Origin of the sequence: Gottfriedia luciferensis, assembly GCF_002156865.1 — a bacterium.
GTDB classification, from domain to species: domain Bacteria; phylum Bacillota; class Bacilli; order Bacillales; family Bacillaceae_G; genus Gottfriedia; species Gottfriedia luciferensis.
Window position 1 is genome coordinate 50,034 of record NZ_NCTA01000028.1, and the last position, 18,887, is coordinate 68,920.

Annotated in this window: 15 protein-coding genes; 2 read left to right on the plus strand and 13 right to left on the minus strand. The window is 35.9% G+C overall.

The window, feature by feature from the left end:
* Positions 1 to 4 precede the first annotated feature (4 nt).
* The 12 genes from gatY to B7R67_RS16185 form a co-directional block, all read right to left on the minus strand.
* Positions 5 to 856 (minus strand): tagatose-bisphosphate aldolase subunit GatY, encoded by an 852-nt coding sequence (gene gatY, locus B7R67_RS16130; RefSeq protein ID WP_088072019.1) that lies wholly within the window; start codon positions 854 to 856, stop codon positions 5 to 7.
* Positions 853 to 2,064, minus strand: a complete 1,212-nt coding sequence (locus B7R67_RS16135) for an SIS domain-containing protein (protein WP_088072020.1) — start codon at positions 2,062 to 2,064, stop codon at positions 853 to 855. Before B7R67_RS16135 ends, gatY begins: the two co-directional genes overlap by 4 nt.
* A gap of 67 nt (positions 2,065 to 2,131) precedes the next feature.
* Complete coding sequence (locus B7R67_RS16140; protein WP_088072021.1) at positions 2,132 to 2,851, minus strand: GntR family transcriptional regulator; 720 nt, start codon at positions 2,849 to 2,851, stop codon at positions 2,132 to 2,134.
* Positions 2,852 to 2,943: 92 nt separating this feature from the next.
* Complete coding sequence (locus B7R67_RS16145; RefSeq protein ID WP_088072022.1) at positions 2,944 to 4,209, minus strand: Gfo/Idh/MocA family protein; 1,266 nt, start codon at positions 4,207 to 4,209, stop codon at positions 2,944 to 2,946.
* A gap of 27 nt (positions 4,210 to 4,236) precedes the next feature.
* Positions 4,237 to 4,995 (minus strand): carbohydrate ABC transporter permease, encoded by a 759-nt coding sequence (locus B7R67_RS16150; RefSeq protein WP_088072076.1) that lies wholly within the window; start codon positions 4,993 to 4,995, stop codon positions 4,237 to 4,239.
* 89 nt (positions 4,996 to 5,084) lie between these two features.
* On the minus strand, positions 5,085 to 6,023 hold the full coding sequence (locus B7R67_RS16155; RefSeq protein WP_167374919.1) for a carbohydrate ABC transporter permease: 939 nt from the start codon (positions 6,021 to 6,023) through the stop codon (positions 5,085 to 5,087).
* 109 nt (positions 6,024 to 6,132) lie between these two features.
* On the minus strand, positions 6,133 to 7,383 hold the full coding sequence (locus B7R67_RS16160) for an ABC transporter substrate-binding protein (RefSeq protein WP_088072024.1): 1,251 nt from the start codon (positions 7,381 to 7,383) through the stop codon (positions 6,133 to 6,135).
* 409 nt (positions 7,384 to 7,792) lie between these two features.
* Positions 7,793 to 9,412 carry an amidohydrolase gene (locus B7R67_RS16165; protein WP_088072025.1) on the minus strand — a complete coding sequence of 540 codons (1,620 nt, stop codon included), beginning with the start codon at positions 9,410 to 9,412 and terminating at the stop codon, positions 7,793 to 7,795.
* 278 nt (positions 9,413 to 9,690) lie between these two features.
* Positions 9,691 to 9,972 (minus strand): cupin domain-containing protein, encoded by a 282-nt coding sequence (locus B7R67_RS16170; RefSeq protein ID WP_088072026.1) that lies wholly within the window; start codon positions 9,970 to 9,972, stop codon positions 9,691 to 9,693.
* A 27-nt stretch (positions 9,973 to 9,999) separates the two neighbouring features.
* The gene (locus B7R67_RS16175) at positions 10,000 to 11,418 is read right to left on the minus strand and encodes an MATE family efflux transporter (RefSeq protein ID WP_088072027.1); all 1,419 of its coding nucleotides are present in this window, start codon (positions 11,416 to 11,418) and stop codon (positions 10,000 to 10,002) included.
* A gap of 46 nt (positions 11,419 to 11,464) precedes the next feature.
* Positions 11,465 to 12,937, minus strand: coding sequence for an aldehyde dehydrogenase family protein (locus B7R67_RS16180; RefSeq protein ID WP_088072028.1), 1,473 nt, complete (start codon positions 12,935 to 12,937; stop codon positions 11,465 to 11,467).
* A 13-nt stretch (positions 12,938 to 12,950) separates the two neighbouring features.
* Entirely contained in the window at positions 12,951 to 14,237 is a 1,287-nt protein-coding gene (locus B7R67_RS16185) for an NAD(P)/FAD-dependent oxidoreductase (RefSeq protein ID WP_088072029.1), read from the minus strand.
* Between the two features lie 184 nt (positions 14,238 to 14,421).
* Here B7R67_RS16185 and B7R67_RS16190 point away from each other — a divergent pair, with 184 nt between their 5' ends.
* Entirely contained in the window at positions 14,422 to 15,654 is a 1,233-nt protein-coding gene (locus tag B7R67_RS16190; protein WP_088072030.1) for a MerR family transcriptional regulator, read from the plus strand.
* Between the two features lie 153 nt (positions 15,655 to 15,807).
* On the opposite strand, the gene B7R67_RS16195 is transcribed toward B7R67_RS16190, so the two are convergent.
* Positions 15,808 to 17,256, minus strand: coding sequence for a DEAD/DEAH box helicase (locus tag B7R67_RS16195; RefSeq protein WP_088072031.1), 1,449 nt, complete (start codon positions 17,254 to 17,256; stop codon positions 15,808 to 15,810).
* Between the two features lie 773 nt (positions 17,257 to 18,029).
* Here B7R67_RS16195 and B7R67_RS22530 point away from each other — a divergent pair.
* Complete coding sequence (locus B7R67_RS22530) at positions 18,030 to 18,749, plus strand: GGDEF domain-containing protein (protein WP_235822190.1); 720 nt, start codon at positions 18,030 to 18,032, stop codon at positions 18,747 to 18,749.
* Positions 18,750 to 18,887: the final 138 nt, after the last annotated feature.

Consider the following 18,887-nt stretch of genomic DNA (forward strand, 5'->3'; position numbering starts at 1 on the left):
ACACCTAACCCCGATTCACACTGCCACACATTTTCATTTTATCCGCAACTACTCTTTTCATTTCTTTCACCGCATCTTTGAAATAGTATCTCGGATCATTAGCGCTTGGGTGATCTTGTAAGTATCCACGAAGACCTTTAACAAAGGCCATTTTTAATTCCGTGGCAATATTTACTTTGCATATCCCACGTTCAATCGTTTTTTGAACCAATTCATCTGATAAGCCTGAAGCTCCATGAAGAACAAGAGGAATATCAACTTCTTTTTGTATAGCAGCTAAGCGTTCAATATCCAGTTTTGGCTCTCCTTTATAAAGTCCATGTGCCGTACCAATTGCAACAGCCAATGAATCAATTCCTGTACGTGACACAAATTCTTTCGCTTGGGTAGGGTTTGTATAAATCTGATCTTTTTCATCTACTTCTAAGTCATCTTCTACTCCACTAAGTCGGCCAAGTTCTGCTTCCACAGCTACTCCAAATGGTATTGCATACTCTACCACTTCACGAACAATTCGAATATTTTCTTCAAAATCATGATGTGAAGCATCAATCATAACGGATGGGACACCACTTTTAATTAAAGTCTTAATATCTTCTACTTTTTCATGATGATCTAAATGAAAACAGATTGGAATATCATAGGTTTTTTTAGCGGCCTCCATCATACCAATAAAGAAATCTTGACCGATATAACTAATTGTACTTGGTGTAGCAGCAATCATAACAGGTGAGCGAAGTTCTTGAGCTGTTTCTAATACAGTTTTCATTGTTTCAAGATTATGAACATTAAAAGCTGGAACTGCATAACTATTTGACTGTGCATCTAAGAGAATTGAACTTCTTGAAGTAATCATGATTCATTTCCTCCATTTTTCATTTCGTCCATTAAAGGATGGATTGTAACACCTTTGACAACTCTATTAACCACTCCCGATGGTGATGGATTATCAGGGGAAAAACCTAGATTGATAGATTTATACATTGCAAATGTTTGGGCATATAAAATATAAGGAAATGAAAGTAATATATCTTCATTAATATTTGGAAGATCGACGTGGAAGAAAAGATCACTGTAACTTTCGGCTACCTCATCCTTTACAGACGAAATCGCAACTACTTTTCCTCGATTATGTTCTCCATAAATTTCCTCTAAAATATCAAGGTCGTACTGCCTTGTATAAGCGTTACAGGATAAAAAAACAAATACGACTGTTTCTTTATCTAAAATAGACTTAGGACCATGTCTGAATCCTAATGAAGTATCGAATGTAGAAGGAATTGTTCCCCCTGTTAACTCTAGTAATTTTAAAGAGGCTTCTCTTGCCAATCCTTCAAATACCCCAGAACCCAAGTAAACAACTTTTGAGAAATTCGAGGCAGCTAACTCCCTTATACTTTGTTCACTTTTACTTATGATTGAAAGACCTGCTTGAATCAGTTCATCCAGCGTTTTCTCCCACTTATGAATCTGTTCCACGTGAAATAAAAGTAAGACAGATAGCAGCATGGTGGTAAAACTACTTGTCATCGCAAATCCTTGATCATTCGCTTCTTCTGGCATGTAAATGACTAGATGCTTTTTGTCATCCTTCTTTTTTAATGCCAATAGCCCGTCTTGGTTACAAGTAAAAATGATTCCATAAAATTCTGTGATAATTTGTTCACCTAAGTGAATTGCTGCTAAGCTCTCCGGACTATTTCCTGAACGTGCAAAGGAAATCATGATTGTCGGAATGTCCTTGTTTAAGTAAGAATAAGGATTTGAAACTATATTTGTTGTGGCAATACTTTCTACTACTAATTTTTTATTGTTTATAATCTGTTTCAAATGAGGAAGTACTGTATCACCAACAAATGCAGAGGTACCGGCACCTGTTAAAATAATTCGAATTTGCTCATGTTTATTTTCAATTCCTTTTAAAAAGGAAAGAATTCGATCTCGATTAAATAAAAGGATTTCCTTTGTTTCGTTCCATAATCTAGGTTGCTGAGCTATTTCTTTAGCTGTGTGGCTAGCGCCGACATTCATTCTTTCAACTTCATTTGATTTTAATAGCTCCATACTCTTTCCTCCTATCAACTGTTCGTGTCATCATTACCAGTTGAATTAAAATAGATACATTCTGTATCTATTTTAGCTCTACCGTATAAGTAAATTTATCTCCTCTTGCTATGGAGATCGTATACTCAATTACTTTATTTTGATCATACGTAATTCGTTTTAACATTAGGCAAGGAGCACCCTCTATAATATTTAGCATCTCTGCTTCCACGATATTCGCACTAACTGCCATAAAACTTTCTAATGCACTAGAAATCTTCACATTGTATTGTGTACGAAATATTTCATACATCGGTGTATGTTGCAATTCTTGGCTTGAAAGATTTTTAAAATCCTCTGCTGGAACGTAGGATGTTTCATATAACATTGGTTCCTGGTCTGCAAGTCTCAAACGAATAATCTTAAATACTTCTTCTTCCACAGATAGATTCATGGCCTTTGCTACTTTACTATCACAGTTGATCTTTTCGAACGAAACAACTATTGTAGTTGGCGTTTTACCAGCCTTTTTCATTTCCTCTGTAAAACTGTAAAATTTCACAAGACTTTGGTTATATGTTCTTGGTGATACATACGTGCCTTTACCATGAACTTTATAGATATATCCTTGCTTCTCTAGTTCCTGCATAGTTTGCCTTACAGTTGTACGACTGACCTTATATGAATCACATAATTCTCTTTCAGATGGGAGTTGATCATTTTCAGCAAGCTCACCTGATTCAATTTTTTCTAGTAAAATATCCATTAATTGATAATACAACGGAAGTCGGGAATCCTTTTCTACCATGATCTGCTCCTTTGGTGGTATCTTTGTCATAACCAGTTAAATATAAATATATTATACATAAAGTTACCACAATATGTCATAGTTGATTTTTTTTACAGAACTTCCTCTTTCGTCATTTTTAACTCTTTAATATAATCACTTATTGAAACCATTTTTCCTGATACTCTTGACTCTTCAGCTGCATAAGCAATCATATGGCTTTTAGCCGAAACAATCGCTGATGTTAAGGTACTGCTATTCTTAAGATTCACATTATGGATAAAATCAGCCATAATGCTAGTGTCTGCACCCATGTGTCCTCCGTCCACTGTATCAGGATTAATTATTTCCTTCCTTCCTGAGAAGTAGTTGATTTCAATTTGATTTTTAGCATCATTTCCTATAATTTCACCCTTTGTTCCCATAATCTTGAAATTTCTAAAGGTTTCATTCGTAAATGCCGTCATTGTAAACGCAACTGTTACATCATTTTCAAATAATAAATTAACAACTTGGTGGTCAACAACGTCATTATCGCAATGGTATACGCAGCGTCCATATGGGCCATCTTGAATCGCTTTTAATCTACTTTCTAGGCTAGATTCTGCGGAAATCGTATTCGCTGGCCAAACATCACGGTCGTGTAAATACCACTTTGCTGCCGAATATGGACATTCCTTTTCTACCTTACATCCATCCAAACATCGATATGTCGAACCCTCTGGAGCATTTTCCTTTTTAAAATATGTTAAGCTTCCGAATGAGGACACACTCTTACATTCTGTTCCAACTAACCATGCTAACATATCCATATCATGGCAGCTTTTTTGTAAAATCATTGAACTTGATTCCGCTGAATTTCGCCAATTGCCACGTACAAAACTATGGGCTTGATGGAAATAGCCTACATTTTCATTCCATTGAATTGATACGATCTCACCAATTGATTTTCGGTCAACGATTTCTTTTAGTGCTTGATAAAATGGCGCATATCTCATAACATGGCAAACAGTTAATAAGCTATTGTGTTTTTCTGCCGCTTCCGCAATTTCCAATGTCTCAAGTGGTTTTGGTGACATCGGCTTTTCTAGTAAAATACTGTATCCTTTTTCGATTGCTTTCATCACTGGCTTATAATGATCACGGTCTGGGCTACAAATCAATAGAGCCTCACAAAGCTGCTCTTTTTCTAATAGCTCAGTCCAATCTTCAAATCTCATATTTTCAGGAATATGATGAGCTTCTGCAAATTTTTCTCGCTTTTCTTTGTTCGGTTCTGCTACTGCTATAAATTGTATTTCATGAGGATATTCAAGAGCATATGATCCATACGCATAAAACCCTCTGCTTCCTGCACCAATTAAAGCTGCTTTCATAATGTGATTCCTCCAAGCTCTATAAAATTTTTATTTACTTCCTGTTATTGCAATTCCTTCAATGAACTGTTTTTGCAAAATCATAAATAAAATAAGCATTGGTAATATCGCTAAAAAAGAGCCTGCCATCAAAACTGGATAGTTTGTTAAGTATTGACCTTGAAGCGATGATAATCCAACTGATAAAGTCATTGAATCTGGTGAACTATTGACAATCATTGGCCACATCAGTTCATTCCAACTCCATAGTGTTGTAAAAATTCCTAATGCAACCAAACCTGGTTTTGCTAGTGGAAGCATGATTCGCCAATATATTTGAAAATGATTACAGCCATCTAATCTAGCTGCTTCCTCTAATTCCTTTGGTAACCCCATAAAAAATTGGCGTAATAAAAATGTGCCAAACGCGCTAAATAAACCCGGGACCACAACTGCTTGCAACGTATTTAACCATCCTAATTTCACCATAATCATATATTGTGGTAGTAAAAAAACTTGCCCTGGTACCATTAAAACAGATAATGCTATTAAAAAGAGAATATTTCTCCCTGGAAATTCGATTCTCGCGAAGGCATATGCTGCTATAGAACATAGTAACAATTGTCCAACAGTACGAATTACTGTAATAACTAGTGTATTAAACATAAATTTAAAAAACGGAAGTAAATCAAAAACATCTTTATAGTTCACCCATTGAAAATTCTTTGGAATAATCACAGGTGGGACATGGATTGACTCAGCGTAGGTTTTTAGTGAAGTTAGGAACATCCATATAAAAGGGAAGACCATCGCTAAGGATCCAACAATTAAGATGATATGGATTAAGATTGTTTTACTTGAAACAAGCTGTCTCGCTTTTTCCAATGGTTACTCCTCCTTTAATCATAGTGAACCCATTTCTTTTGTAAAACCATTTGAATTGCAGTGATAATCAAGATAATAATTAATAACAAAACTGCTATTGCAGCTGCGTAGCCTTTATCATTTAATACGAATGCATGCTGGTAAAATAAATAAACGATCGATTGCGTCTTTTCCAAGGCCGTACTACTTTTACCAATCATCATGAAAATTAAATCAAACACTTGGAATGCTCCAATAAAAGACATGATTGTAACGAAGAAAATAACCGGGGAAAGTAACGGCAGTGTTATTTTAAAGAAAACCTTGACTGGTCCAGCACCGTCCATCTCCGCTGCTTCGTAATAAGTTTTTGGAATTCCTTGTAGGCCAGAAAGGAAGATGACCATGTTATAGCCAAGTCCACTCCAAATTGCTACTACGATTATTGAGTATAATGCTATTTTCGGATCACTTACCCATTGCGGACCCTTTATTCCAAAAATTGATAATAAATAATTTAATAGCCCATAATCCGAATTATAGAGCCATCTCCATACCATTGCGATCGCAGCAGGCATGGTAATAACCGGTAAAAAGTATAATGTACGATAGATAGACTTTCCCTTTATTTTTTGGTTTAAAAGAACTGCAATAAGAATGGATAGAAAAATACCGATTGGAACTGTAAAAATAATATAAATTCCTGTGTTCTTAAATGACTGCAAGAGGTTTGCATCCTCTAACATCCGTTTATAATTATCTAATCCAGTCCACTCATATTGTCCAAATGCTCCCCATTCAGTAAAACTAAAGTAAATCGTTTGAATGATAGGCCATAAATAGAAAATTGTTAATCCAATCATAGTTGGAGCTATCATCAGATATGCCCAAAAATAATCAGAACGTTTTCTTGTCTTTGCTAAACTCGGTATTTTTAATTTACTCTTTGTTTTCACTTCAACTTGTAGAGGCATTTCTTTCAATGTGCTCACTCCTTTTAAGGAAAATAAAGAGAAGAATAACTTCTCTCATGTCAAAACCTATTGATCGGACTGAGAGAAGATGTAACTTCTCCTTATTTTTTTAGTTCTTAGCTAGTGCCTCGTCTGCCTTTTTCGTTAATTCTTTTACAGCATCTTCAACACTTTCCTCACCGCTCCATGCTTTTTTAAGGATATCTGTTTCATACTGCCAAATTTCTCCCGTATTTTTCACGCTTGGCAGTGGAACTGAATAGTTAACACCATCAATAAAGGCCTTAAGATTTAAATTCGGTACAGATTTTAACCAAGCATCTTGGGTGCCGTTATAAGCAGGAATGACTGTACCTGTTTTTGCATAAACTTCTGCTGCTTCTTTCGAACCTAAGAATTGCACAAATTTCCAAGCAGCTTCTTTATGTTTTGTATTTGCTGCAATAACATTTGCAAGGCCATGGATTGCAACAGCACGTTGTTTCCCTTTTGGTACAACTGCAACATTTAAATCTGGATTTTTCTTATACTCTGGAACCATCCAAGGTCCATCAAACATCATTGCAATTTTTCCTGAAGAGAATAACTCAGATGGTGCTGTTTCCGTCATTTGAGCTTGAGTTGGAGACAATCCTTCTTTAATAAAACTAATGTTATATTTAAGAGCTTCGATTGCTTCCGGTTGATCAAATCCTACAGACTTCCCATCTTTCGAAATGATTTGACCACCATTTTGCCAAATTAAATCATAGTACCCGCCTTGGTTCCCCATTAAAGCGGCATAGCCATAAATTCCTTTATCTTTATTTGTAAGCTTCTTCGCTACTTCCTTTAACTTATTCCAGTCCCAAGTGTCATCTGGATATGGTACACCTGCTTCATCAAAAATCTTTTTGTTATACCATAATCCTGTCGTATCAAAGTCTTTTGGAATGCCATATAACTTTCCATCAACCGTATATAGATCAACTAGTGACTTCGGATAATTGCCTAGGCTATAATTATCTTTTTTAGCTAAATCACTTAGTGGGATAATAACTTTCCCTTCTGCGTATTGGACCACGTGCGGACCATTCATCCATAAAACATCAGGCAGTGCTCCACCTGTTGCAGCTGTTTCTAGCTTTTGGAAATACTGTGCATAAGGCGTAAGTTCAGTTTTTACTTTAATATTTGGATTTTTTTCATTAAATAATTTTATGATTTCTTCAACCGCAGGGACTTGTTTTTTATCCCAAAATCCATAAGTAATTTCAACTTTTCCGTCTTTCGCATCACCCGATGTATCATTGCTACCACAACCCGCTAACCCTAGTAATCCTAAAGTTAAGGTTAAAAGCATAACAAGCCATTTTTTCATCCCATTCCCCTTCTTTCTCTTATAAGTTTTGATAGATTTTCAACCTAATTAGCTTTTTAAGTTATGTCATCATGATGTTATTACCAGTTAGATTGGAAAGGCTTACAAAAAATGTTTTATCTAGTTTACACAAAAGTTTTATCACCCCCCTAATTCACTTTGATAAAACCTTATTAGTAATGATGTCATTACCAGTTGTTGATAGTATATCACCACTTTTTTAATATCTGAACACTTTTTTTGTATTTTTCTAAAAATTTAATCGACATGATTCTGCATAAATCTTGTTTTTGAATAGTTAAAAATAGATCGTATACTTTCAAAAAATAGACTGTCGGGAAAAACCTGACAGTCTATTTTTATCCTCTTTAACGTAATCCTCTGTTTTTTGCATGCAAACCATGATACTTCAAATTTTTACTGATTGTTCCCGTTTATAAATAATTTCACCATCAATAATAGTTGTTTCTACTTTTAAATCTTTAATTTGGTTTGGGTTAACACTTAAAATGCTGTCACTTAATATAACTAAATCGGCCAACTTTCCTACCTCTATGCTCCCTTTTATCTCTTCTTCAAAACTCGCATAAGCTCCATTCCAGGTGTATAGTCTAATAGCTTCCATTACTCCTATAGCTTGATTAACACCGAACTCCATTCCAGACTGGCTTTTTCTGTTGACAGCAACTTGAATTCCTAATAATGGATTAAAGTCAGTGACTGGCGCGTCCGATCCACCTGCTGCCATGATCCCTCGATCAATATAATCACGAACTGCGTACATATAATTAACACGATCACCATAGTGTTGAACATATATCTCTCCAAATTCATATGGAAATGGCGGATTCGGAATAGGAATCATCTCGAGTTTTTTCATTCTCTCTTGTAAATCCGGTGAAGAAATTCCCGCATGCTCAATCCGGTGACGATGGTTTTTTCTAGGTAATTCCTCCAACGCCTTTTCTACGCAATTTAAATACATTTCTATCGCTTTATCACCTTGCGCATGTACAGTAATTTGATAGCCTTTTTTATGTGCTTCACCTAAAATCTGGTAGATCTCTTCCTCACTATAATAAAGAATGCCATAATTGTTAGGGTCACTGGAGTACGACTCACGGGTTGCAATTGTAGGCCCGGTGCTACTTCCATCTGTAAAGAGTTTAACTGGTCCAACTTTGAATCTATCATCTCCAGTACCAGTTAATACACCAGCTTTGATCATTTTATTAACAAATTCATGAGAGTTATTTAACTGACATATCATTGCATAAATCCGTACACGAATATCCTTACTCTTTATAGCTTGTTGCAGCAAACGGTAACTCTCAGGACCATGTCCACCTGCCTCATGTATACTTGTTATGCCCGCTGCAACGAAATGCTCTGATGCAATTTTCACAGACTTCATTAGTTCACTTTCCGTATAACTAGTAATCTCATTTATCCCCATATTTGCTGCTTCTATTAATTTTCCCGTGAGCATTCCTGCCTGATTCTTTTCAAAAACTCCGCCATTAGGATTCGGTGTATCCTTGTTAATTTGCGCAATTTCTAATGCTTTGCTATTCACCACACTTATATGGCCACAAGTACGGGATACAATAATGGGATGTTCAACTGAAATTTCATCCAGCTCATCGATTGTTGGGTAACGCTTTTCCTTCATAGCAGTTTCATTAAATCCCCAAGCGCGTATCCATTCACCTTTAGGAGTTTCTAATGCTTTCTTTTTCAGGTCATCTAACAAAGCCTCAATGGAATCAATATGTTCAGCTTTACAACTTACCGCCAATTGATTGATTCCATAAAAAATAAGGTGAATATGAGAATCAATGAATCCAGGAAGAAGTGTTTTTCCTTGCAAGTCAATTACATCTGTTTTTTCTCCTATAAAACTCTTAACCTCCTGATTTGAACCAACAACTGCAATACGATTATTTCTTATTGCTACAGCTTCGACTACTGTATTCATTTGGTCTACGGTAATAACTTCTCCATTTATCAATACAATATCAGCTTTCATAAACTCCCTACCTTTCGAAATTATCTTTCTGAGTAACCAGTTTAGTATTTAAAGCTATATCTCTCGATTGGCTATTCCGCTTTCTATTGAGATTTATCAATAATGGTAGTAAATATAAACTCTATTAAAGGAATCTCGTTGTGTAGACTTTACTTATGGGAACAATATCGATTAATTGGTCCACTATGCTTCTTCGCTTTACTTTACTATTCTAAACTTTTTATCCTTTACTTAAATGGGGCAGTCATCTACTTTCATTTTCCCACTCCCATATCACATTATTTCAGCTTGATCTCATGGTTCAATTTATAATTCTTTTTCAAAAAGACTGGACAGTCCCATTCACAGACAAGGTCCTTAGCCAAGGATACAACCCAGTCCTTTGTAATATGATATTTTTCTCCATCAACAGTAATAAACACTTCACCATCCGTCACATAGAAAACTTCCTGTTCTTCTAGATGCCACGTTCCTTTATCTGTTTTGCCTACCCATGGTTCCCATGTGTCAACCCCTAGTTGTTGCGCTTCCTCTACTGTAATTTTTTTCGCAAAAAACATGATAATTCCCCACTTTCTGTAATTTGTTCATAAATGCACTTTTTCCCCATTGGTATCTTTTAAACGTTTAAACTCTTTTTTCATAAAGTATATGGCAACGAGAATGCCAGGAATTTCTGCTGCAGGACCTGCGTACCATATACCTTCAACACCCCAGAATTTAGGGAAAATAAATAGAAATGGGAACGAAAACAGCAGTACTTTGCTAACACTAATAAACGTAGCTGACCAGTTTCTTTCTTGCGATTCGAAGTAACCAGAAATAAGTAAGCTGACTGCATTAAGTGTAAACATGGAATTGAATACAACTGTCGTCCATATCCCCAGTTTCTGCAGTTCAGGATTACCACCGGAAAAAAATGAAACAATTGGATCTGCAAAAACAATTAGAATGGCAGTCAAACTCACAAAGAAAGCGATCGTAAAAATGAGCCCCATCTTAATAGCTTGTTTAACTCGATCTAGGTTGCCCGCACCGTAATTATAACTAATAATTGGTTGAAGGCCTGTCATCCCTCCGAGCGCTGCCAAGGCGAGTAAATTAGTAATATAACCATTTTGAATCGTAAAGGCTGCAACATGCAGACCACCACCGTAGCTTTGCAGTAAATTGTTGAAGAAAATAATTGCAATAAACATCATGAACTGACTGGAGAAAGATGCAAAACCCGTCCAGGCCACTTCGCCGATTGTCTTGAGATTAATGATCATATCTTTCATTTTTGGCTTAAGTTTTGTTTTACCGAACCAGAAATAAAAAATTAATAAAACTGGGATCGATTGTGAAATCGTATTAGCCCATGAGGAACCCATCATTCCCATGTCATATTTCGTTATCATGATCCATTCTGTAATCGCAGAAACGATTGCTGCGACTAACCAACTGTTCATCGATAATACAGGTTTTTCATCGATATTGGTTAAAATACTTAGTACAACTGCCAATATCGTTAATGGCAATGAAATCCATAGCAGACGGCTATATTCCACCGCATATGGAAGTACTTCATCACTAGCTCCGAATAAGGTCATAATTTTATTTTCAAATACTAATCCAAGTACAGCTAGCAAAGTGGAGAAGAAAAGAGTAAACCATAACGTTTGCCCCATAATACTTCTAGCTTCTTCGATCCTCCCTTTTCCAAGTCGAAGTGAAATGACTGCACCTGCCCCAACTCCCAAAAGAACGCCAAACATACGAGTAATAACCATTACCGTAAATCCAATTCCGACCCCTTCGATTTCCAGCTCCTGAAAGCCGCTAACGAAATAGCCATCGACAACCGCTACAACTCCTAAAATCGCGTTAGCCATAATCCCTGCCAAAGCAAAGCGTAAATATAATATCGGAATGCTTTTAGTTCCCAGCGCTGAATCATATGCTGAGTTATTCGTTTCTTCTAGTTGTACTATCGTCGATGAAGGCTGTTTGGCTTTTATTTCCATGAGCATATCCCCCTATAACATAATTTATGTAGCACGTTAAGCCCAATTAATTCGCGTACCAACCTACAGGCTTGGCATACTGGTGGATATTGATTTGCTTCGTTTCCATAAATTGCTCCAGCCCCACAGCACCTAACGCCCTGCCGATTCCACTTTGCTTATACCCTCCCCAAGGACCTTCAACATAAGCGAGATGATAACTATTAATCCAAGTTATTCCCGCACGTAATTTACTAATCACACGTTTTGCTCGATCCATATCTTCAGTAAACACAGCACCTGCTAATCCATAAATGGAATCATTCGCTTTTTGGATGGCATCTTCCTCATCTTTAAATTTCTGTACAACAAGGACTGGTCCAAAAATCTCTTCCTTCACAATAGCCATGTTCACATTTACGTCAGCAAAGATCGTTGGGGCAATAAAAAATCCGCGATCAAGCCCATTTTCTGTTAAGCGCTTACCACCACAAACTAATCTTGCACCTTCTTCGATTCCGCTCTTGATGTAATTCAAAATTTCATTCATATGAGACTCGGTTGTGAGAGCTCCCATTTCAATGTTCTCATTTTCACCATTGCCAACTACAATTTTACTTGAACGCTCTGCTAATCTTTCAACAAACTTATCGTAAATAGTTTCTTGTACAAGCAAACGAGACGCAGCTGAACAAACTTGGCCAGCATTGTGGAAAATACCAAACATCGCATTCTCGACTGCAGTTTCAAAATCCACATCTTCGAACACAATAAGTGGAGATTTCCCACCCAGCTCAAGTGTGATTTTTTTCATATTGCCTGCAGCTGCGCGAATAATGCTTTGACCTGTTTTTGTTCCACCAGTAAAGGCAATCTTGTCAACATCATGGCTCTCTGCAAGCTCATTCCCAACTTTTGATCCAGGTCCCAATACCAAGTTTGCCACTCCAGCGGGAAGCCCAACCTCTTCGAAAATTTCAAATAATTTGAATGCGCTTACAGGAGTGGCCTCAGCAGGCTTAAGGACAACTGTATTCCCTGCGGCGAGTGCAGGGGCAATTTGCCAAACAGCTAACATAAGCGGGAAGTTCCAAGGTACAATCAGTCCACAAACACCAATCGGTTCATGAATAATAATTGTTTCCGAAGAGTCAGCACGAGTGTAAGATTCATTTTTCATGCTTTTGATTAAGTCAGCGTAATAGCGGAAGCATTGAATCGATACCGGAATATCTACATAGTTGGTTGCACGAATAACCTTACCGTTATTTGCTGTTTCCAAACTTGCAATTTCAACTGCCTTCTCTTCAAGACGGTCTGCAATCTTATAGAGATAGTCAGCTCTTTCATCAGCCGATAAGGTCGACCAAATCCCCTTGTCAAAAGCTTTACGAGCCGCTTTTATCGCAATCTTTGCATCGTTTACTGATCCATCAGCAGCCGATGCAATCACTTCTCCAGTCGCAGGATTTATAATGTTTCTTCTAACACCGGATAATGCTTCAACCCATTTCCCATCAATAAACATGTTAATATTCATAAACAAAACTCCTTTATGAAATAATATCGAACAGTTTGAAACCGAAATGTGCTAGATTTACTAGCATCGTTTTCTGATTATAGAACGGGAATGATTTGAGGCGTTCCTTTTCAAATCGATATCCACCTGCACTTCCCGTAACAATCCACTGTGCCAATAACTTACCAAATAATGTCGAAAGTGAAGCTCCGTGACCAGTATAACCCGTTGCGAAATATGCACCTTCTTTGGATCTACCGATCACCGGGAAGGTATCGATTGTAACCCCAATAAATCCACCCCAATGAAAATCAATCTTGCTTCCTGCCAGTTTTGGCATTATTTTAACCATGGCATCGTAAACACTTTGATAAACGGCATCACCTAAGTTTGGACGAACATCACCACCACCAAAAACAATCCGATTATCTGGCGTACGTCGGAAGTAGTAAAGGAAATTGCTTGTATCAAAAACCATGCGATCTTTAGGAATGACAGTATTCACAAGTGATTCTGGGAGCTGTTCAGTAGCAATAATACGTGCCGAAAGTGGCAGTACGCCTTTGTTCAGTTCATTCACGATTTTTCCGGAGTAACCATCAGTAGCCACAATAATGTCTTTCCCAATAACAGTACCTTTTTCTGTTACTACCTTCACACTGTTTTGGCCGTACTCAATAGATAGTGCTTTTGAATGCTCAAAAATTTTTGCACCAATCGATTTAGCTGCCTCTCCCAAACCAATTGCATAGTTCAGCGGCTGGAACGAGTAACTCGAACTGTCAACTAAGCAGCCATAATAAAGTGTTGAATTGATTTCTTGATGCAACTGACTTCGATCAAGCACACTTGATTCATATCCGAAATTTTTGTTTAAGTATTCGCTTTCATATTTTAATGCTTCAAAATGTTTGGCTTTGTAAGCCGCTACTATGTGACCTGTCTTTCTAAAGTCACACTTGATTTGATGCTCGTCAATGATGTTTTTAACCAGTTCAACACTCAACAATGAGAGATCATTTAGTTGTCTCGCCTCTTCGGCTCCATACTTTTTGACAAGCTCCTGCATCGTTGGCTTATAGCCTGGCAATACCATCCCGCCATTGCGACCGCTTGCGCCATATCCGACCGTTTTTTGCTCAAGGACAACAACACTCTTTCCTAGTTTTTGCAAATGATAAGCAGAAGAAAGACCTGTGAAACCTGCGCCAATAATGACAACATCTGCCTCTTCATTTCCTTCAAGAATCTTCCCTTTTTCATAGCTGTTTGCAGTCGCTGCCCAAAGTGAGAGAGTATCCATTCGATCCATCTTATCCATAGCTCGCTTCTCCTTATGTGACATGTATGTTACAATACTGTCAAGATTATTCTGATTATTCAAACTTCATGGGTCCATCATATAACTTGAAGCTTCCTCCAAGTCAATAGCCATTTGAGAGTTTTTTAAATTCATTTTCTAAAAAAAGTGGAATAACTCCACTTTTTTCGATAGGAGAGTATCTATGAAAATTGGTACGTTTGCAAAGCTTTTTAATGTTACGACTGATACCGTACGTTATTACATTGAACTGGGATTATTAATAGCAGACAAAAAAAACACACAGTATCAAATGAACCAATTATGTCTTGACGACATGGCCTTTATTACTGAGCTTAAAAAATTTCATTTTTCGCTGCTAGAAATACAACAAATTTTATCTTATCAACGTGTCACAAACTTTTCGGACCATGAGGATATCGACTACTACAACAATTTGCTCATGGATAAAAAGAACCAGCTTACCAAGAAAAAAGAAGATATATCAAAAGCGATCCAATTGATTGAAAAAGCGGTTCAAAACAGTTCGCCCTCATTTAATGAAGAGAATTATACAGGGATTCCACTTTCCTTTGTAAATCTACTTTATTGTCCGAAGTGCCGCATTCCACTTGAAATGGAAGACGTAACGATTAAAAAAATCTATATTCAAACTGGGAATTTAACTTGTACCTGTGGATACGAGGCAGTTATCGAGGAAGGAATTATTATTACATCGAACTTATACGAGACGTCTCCTTATCCTTCCTATTTTTACGATAAAGAAACAATTAAAGAGATTAGTCCTAAAATGATTAATTTATTTGAAAAAAGTAACTTTTGGTTTCAAAAAGTTCTGCAAAATACAGATTTAAAAAACAAATTAATTGTGGAAACAAACGTTGACGTTTTTGTGACACTACCCAAATATATCGATACTCTTGAAACAAGTGCATCCTATGTTTTCTGTGGCTATTCGCTTGCGATGCTCAAGAAAGTAAAAAAAAGAATTGAGCGAATAAATCCTATGCTAAACGTCCTTTATATTTTGAATTCTGATTTAAATCTGCCATTGAAACCACTTTGCATAGATGTTTTTGTAGATAGTTTTACAGTAACTGATTTTTCATTGCTCAATCCGAAATTCCCTATTCACGTTCTTAAAAACAGTTTACATAACAGTTCAACGATTGTTGGAGGTTACTCCTATTATGATAGCTCGGCTAAATCCTTGAAAAATATCTCAGCCTTATATCCAAATTCCCACGAGCGTATTTTGTATCCAAAATATATGGAAGAAAACTTATCATTTAACGGATTTCAAATCGAGCATAGTGAAAATATCGGTTACTGTAAAGATCCAGGACCTTTTTTTGATTATCATGTAATAGGTGAAAAATTCCACATGTTAATGTACTTGGCTAGTCCGAAAAAATAGACAACAACAAGTCGTTTTTAGGATAGTTGGGTAGTTCATAGCAGAAATAACTTCCTTGTAGCTAAAATCATAGTTAATTAAAAAAATGGTAGCGCAGGCATAAGCACCTGCGCTACCATTTTCGATTAATTTCTTCTAGCAACCATTACTAACTCACTTTTTATTCGCTTCATGTACCTTTAATAACTTACCCTTTATTGTGGTATTTTTCATTTTCTTCAATACAAGTGCTCCTTTATCATTCAATATTTCTACGTATGTAACAGTGTCTAGTATTGTAATGATCCCAATATCTTCAGCTGATACTCCATCGAGTTTAGCAATCGTACCAACGAAATCTACTGCTCTCAGTTTCTTTTTCTTACCACCGTTAAAGTATAATTTCATGATTTGTTTATTTAATTTTTCACTTTTATCTTTTTTAATTGTTGGTTTATGATTCATTTTAGTTTCGAATTCTGATCTTTTTTTAGAAACTTCTTCTTTTGTTGGAGCTGCCAATTTAGGAATATCAAAGCCAATATATTCTTCAATTACTTTTAAAAACTTATCTTCGAATGGTGTTACAAAGGTGATTGCTTTCCCTTTTTGACCTGCTCGACCAGTTCTTCCTGTACGATGTACATAGCTTTCTTTTTCTAACGGGAGGTCATAGTTGATAACATGAGTAATATTATCAATATCAATCCCTCTAGCCGCTACATCTGTTGCAACTAAATAGCGAAATTGTCCCCTTTTAAAGTCATTCATTACGTCAAGGCGATCTTCTTGTACCATTCCACCATGAATTTTGTCACTGCTATAACCTAAATCAATTAACTCGTCACATACCATATCTACCCTATCTTTTGTTCGACAAAAGATTATGCAACTATCTGGATTCTCAACAATTGTTACATCTCTTAGCATAGTGATTTTATTTTCATCAGCAACTTCAATAAGAGCATGTTCAATTTTATCTGTTGTTAGCCCCGCTGCCTTAATTTCAATGTTAATAGGTGACTTCATATAGTTAGTAGATAGCTCTTTTACCTCTTCTGGTATAGTAGCTGAAAATAACATTGTCACTCGGTTTCGAGGTATTTCATTGATAATGGCTTCCACTTGTTCAATAAAGCCCATATTTAACATTTCATCAGCTTCATCAATTACAAGATAGCTAATTTGTTCTAAAGTCAAAGTACCCCTTTCAATATGATCCAACACTCGTCCAGGAGTACCGACAACTACATGTGTTTTTTGTTTTAATTCTGTTTTCTGAATTGAAAAAGGTTGTTTACCATATACCGCAGTAGCTTTAATTCGTTTAAATCTACCTAAGTTTATAAAATCCTCTTTCACCTGAACTGCTAGTTCCCTCGTTGGTGTCAAAATTAACGCTTGTGGTTTGTTTTCATTCCAATCAATTAATTCACAAATGGGAATCCCGTATGAAGCAGTCTTTCCACTTCCAGTTTGTGATTTAACAACAAGATCATGTTTCTCTAATACTAAAGGTATAACTTTACTTTGAACTTCGGTTGGATTTTCATACCCTAAACTTTCAAGAGCGTTTTTAATTTCATTGCTTAACTTATAATCTCTAAAACTCTTTTTATCCATTCTTAAGCCTCTTTTAATAAGGAATTTTTTATTAATTTCGTAAATAACATTACAACCTATATGGGTGTTTTTTGTTGTATGGTTCACCGTAAACAAAACAACATCGACTTTATTATATCTTATTACAAATATAAAATTTATTTATTTTACAATACAATCCAAAGTTAAAGTTTCGATTTAAATAACCGAAATTTAATGTATAGTCTTTATCGACGAATTAGCTTCTTAAATTACAAATAGTTGAATATGTGCCCATAATTATAGGAGGTCCAGCTTTAGTGAAAATTACTTTAACTTTTAAAACTGTCTTATTACATATTACTTATATTTTAATTCTTTTAGGATGTTATTTCTTGATTAAAAAAAGCCCTTCATTTACTCCTCCTGTCATACTTGTTATTAAGTATTCTTCTTATGTACTATTCGGGTTAGGAATCACCTTAAGCATTCGATTTAATCGAGGGAGAGTCTTCCTAATTATATTACTGCTTACTCTATCTCAATTATTTTTAAACTATTATTCAGAGTTATCAATAAACCATACAATTTTCTCTCAGATCCTTTATCCTGTTATGTGCTTACTTATCCCTCTTAATATCGTTACTTTCTCGAACTTAAAGGAAAGAGGCATATTCTCTTTTTGGGGAAAAATACGGATCTCTCTTTTACTAATCGAGCTGTTTGTGATATATCAAATTGCGGTGTCGAATACTTCATCAATACAAAAGGTATTGAATTATAAATTCATAAATATCCCTTTTGAGAAGACGATTATGAATCAAACAACTTTGCTAATATTCTTTTTAACACTGATATTTTTTATACTAAAAGCTTATGTGAAAAATAGTGTCTTTGAAATACGATTAGTTGGCGTTATTATTTCTGTTTTCATAGCTCTCTATTTCATTAATGATAAAATATCTTTTTCTATATTTCTAAGTGCCGCCGGTTTAATGTTAATTATCAGTATCATTGAGGACTCCTACTCTATGGCATATCTTGATGAACTTACAGGGATCCCTTCTCGTCGTGCCCTTAGGGAGAACTTGATGAAACTAGGAAATAAATATGTTATCGCGATGGTAGATATTGACTTTTTCAAAAAATTCAATGATAAATACGGACATGATGTTGGAGATGATGTTTTAAAATTAGTAGCTTCTAATTTAGTGCAGGTAACAGGTGGTGGAAAAGCCTTTCGTTATGGCGGGGAAGAATTTACAATTTTATTTCCTGGTAAATCGATAAATGATGTCATTCCACACTTAGAAAGCTTACGTGAACAAGTATCAAAATCAGGGTACACTAAAAAATCATCAAAAGCTCAAAGTTCAAAATCAAAACGCGGAAATTCCAGCCAATTATTTGTTACTATAAGCATGGGAGTATGTGAGAAAACCAGTAAATATAAGGATCCTACCGATGTAATAAAAGGAGCTGACAAAGCCCTTTACAGAGCTAAGAAAAAAGGACGAAACTGTGTAAGTAAATAACAGATGATCATCTTAAATTTTATATTATAAAAAAGGTTTCAGCGTCTTGCTGAGACCTTTTTTTGGTGGTGAGAAGTGAGATGGAATCACTCCTAATTTGATTCATTAAAATGTAGCCCAATCTGATAACAATTAGTT

What these genes read in the sequence shown, in the direction of transcription:
- gatY (WP_088072019.1), bottom strand. Translation starts at nt 856, where the DNA reads ATGATTACTTCAAGAAGTTCAATTCTCTTAGATGCACAGTCAAATAGT.
- B7R67_RS16135 (WP_088072020.1), bottom strand. Translation starts at nt 2,064, where the DNA reads ATGGAGCTATTAAAATCAAATGAAGTTGAAAGAATGAATGTCGGCGCT.
- B7R67_RS16140 (WP_088072021.1), bottom strand. Translation starts at nt 2,851, where the DNA reads ATGGTAGAAAAGGATTCCCGACTTCCGTTGTATTATCAATTAATGGAT.
- B7R67_RS16150 (WP_088072076.1), bottom strand. Translation starts at nt 4,995, where the DNA reads ATGGTCTTCCCTTTTATATGGATGTTCCTAACTTCACTAAAAACCTAC.
- B7R67_RS16155 (WP_167374919.1), bottom strand. Translation starts at nt 6,023, where the DNA reads ATGCCTCTACAAGTTGAAGTGAAAACAAAGAGTAAATTAAAAATACCG.
- B7R67_RS16160 (WP_088072024.1), bottom strand. Translation starts at nt 7,383, where the DNA reads ATGAAAAAATGGCTTGTTATGCTTTTAACCTTAACTTTAGGATTACTA.
- B7R67_RS16165 (WP_088072025.1), bottom strand. Translation starts at nt 9,412, where the DNA reads ATGAAAGCTGATATTGTATTGATAAATGGAGAAGTTATTACCGTAGAC.
- B7R67_RS16170 (WP_088072026.1), bottom strand. Translation starts at nt 9,972, where the DNA reads ATGTTTTTTGCGAAAAAAATTACAGTAGAGGAAGCGCAACAACTAGGG.
- B7R67_RS16175 (WP_088072027.1), bottom strand. Translation starts at nt 11,418, where the DNA reads ATGGAAATAAAAGCCAAACAGCCTTCATCGACGATAGTACAACTAGAA.
- B7R67_RS16180 (WP_088072028.1), bottom strand. Translation starts at nt 12,937, where the DNA reads ATGAATATTAACATGTTTATTGATGGGAAATGGGTTGAAGCATTATCC.
- B7R67_RS16185 (WP_088072029.1), bottom strand. Translation starts at nt 14,237, where the DNA reads ATGGATAAGATGGATCGAATGGATACTCTCTCACTTTGGGCAGCGACT.
- B7R67_RS16190 (WP_088072030.1), top strand. Translation starts at nt 14,422, where the DNA reads ATGAAAATTGGTACGTTTGCAAAGCTTTTTAATGTTACGACTGATACC.
- B7R67_RS16195 (WP_088072031.1), bottom strand. Translation starts at nt 17,256, where the DNA reads ATGGATAAAAAGAGTTTTAGAGATTATAAGTTAAGCAATGAAATTAAA.
- B7R67_RS22530 (WP_235822190.1), top strand. Translation starts at nt 18,030, where the DNA reads ATGAATCAAACAACTTTGCTAATATTCTTTTTAACACTGATATTTTTT.